Origin of the sequence: Aureibaculum marinum (assembly GCF_003813905.1) — a bacterium.
GTDB lineage: Bacteria > Bacteroidota > Bacteroidia > Flavobacteriales > Flavobacteriaceae > Aureibaculum > Aureibaculum marinum.
This window is the reverse complement of sequence record NZ_RPFJ01000069.1, coordinates 1-238: the sequence shown is the minus strand read 5'-3', so window position 1 is coordinate 238 and position 238 is coordinate 1. Positions and strand designations below refer to the sequence as shown.

General features: G+C 34.0%; 1 protein-coding gene. It reads right to left on the bottom strand.

The window, feature by feature from the left end; translation table 11 throughout:
• Positions 1–238: hypothetical protein (locus EGM88_RS14670; RefSeq protein WP_148084093.1), on the bottom strand; the 238-nt coding region annotated here is incomplete at both ends.

The window sequence follows — 238 nt, the reverse complement described above, 5'->3', positions numbered from 1 at the left end:
ACTTTATAATCTTTTAAATTTGCTTGTCCGTAAGAAATAGAACCGTCAGCCGATTCAAAACTTGCAGATGTTAAGTATAAGTCAGGATTGTTATCATAAGTATATTCCCCTACAGAAGCAGCTCCTTTCAATTTAATAGTTGGAGTTACCTGTGCTTCAATTCCTAATTCAACACCAATATTCTTTTTATCGATTCCAGTTAATACTTCTTGTACGAAAGCGGAAGTAGAGTTTTCAG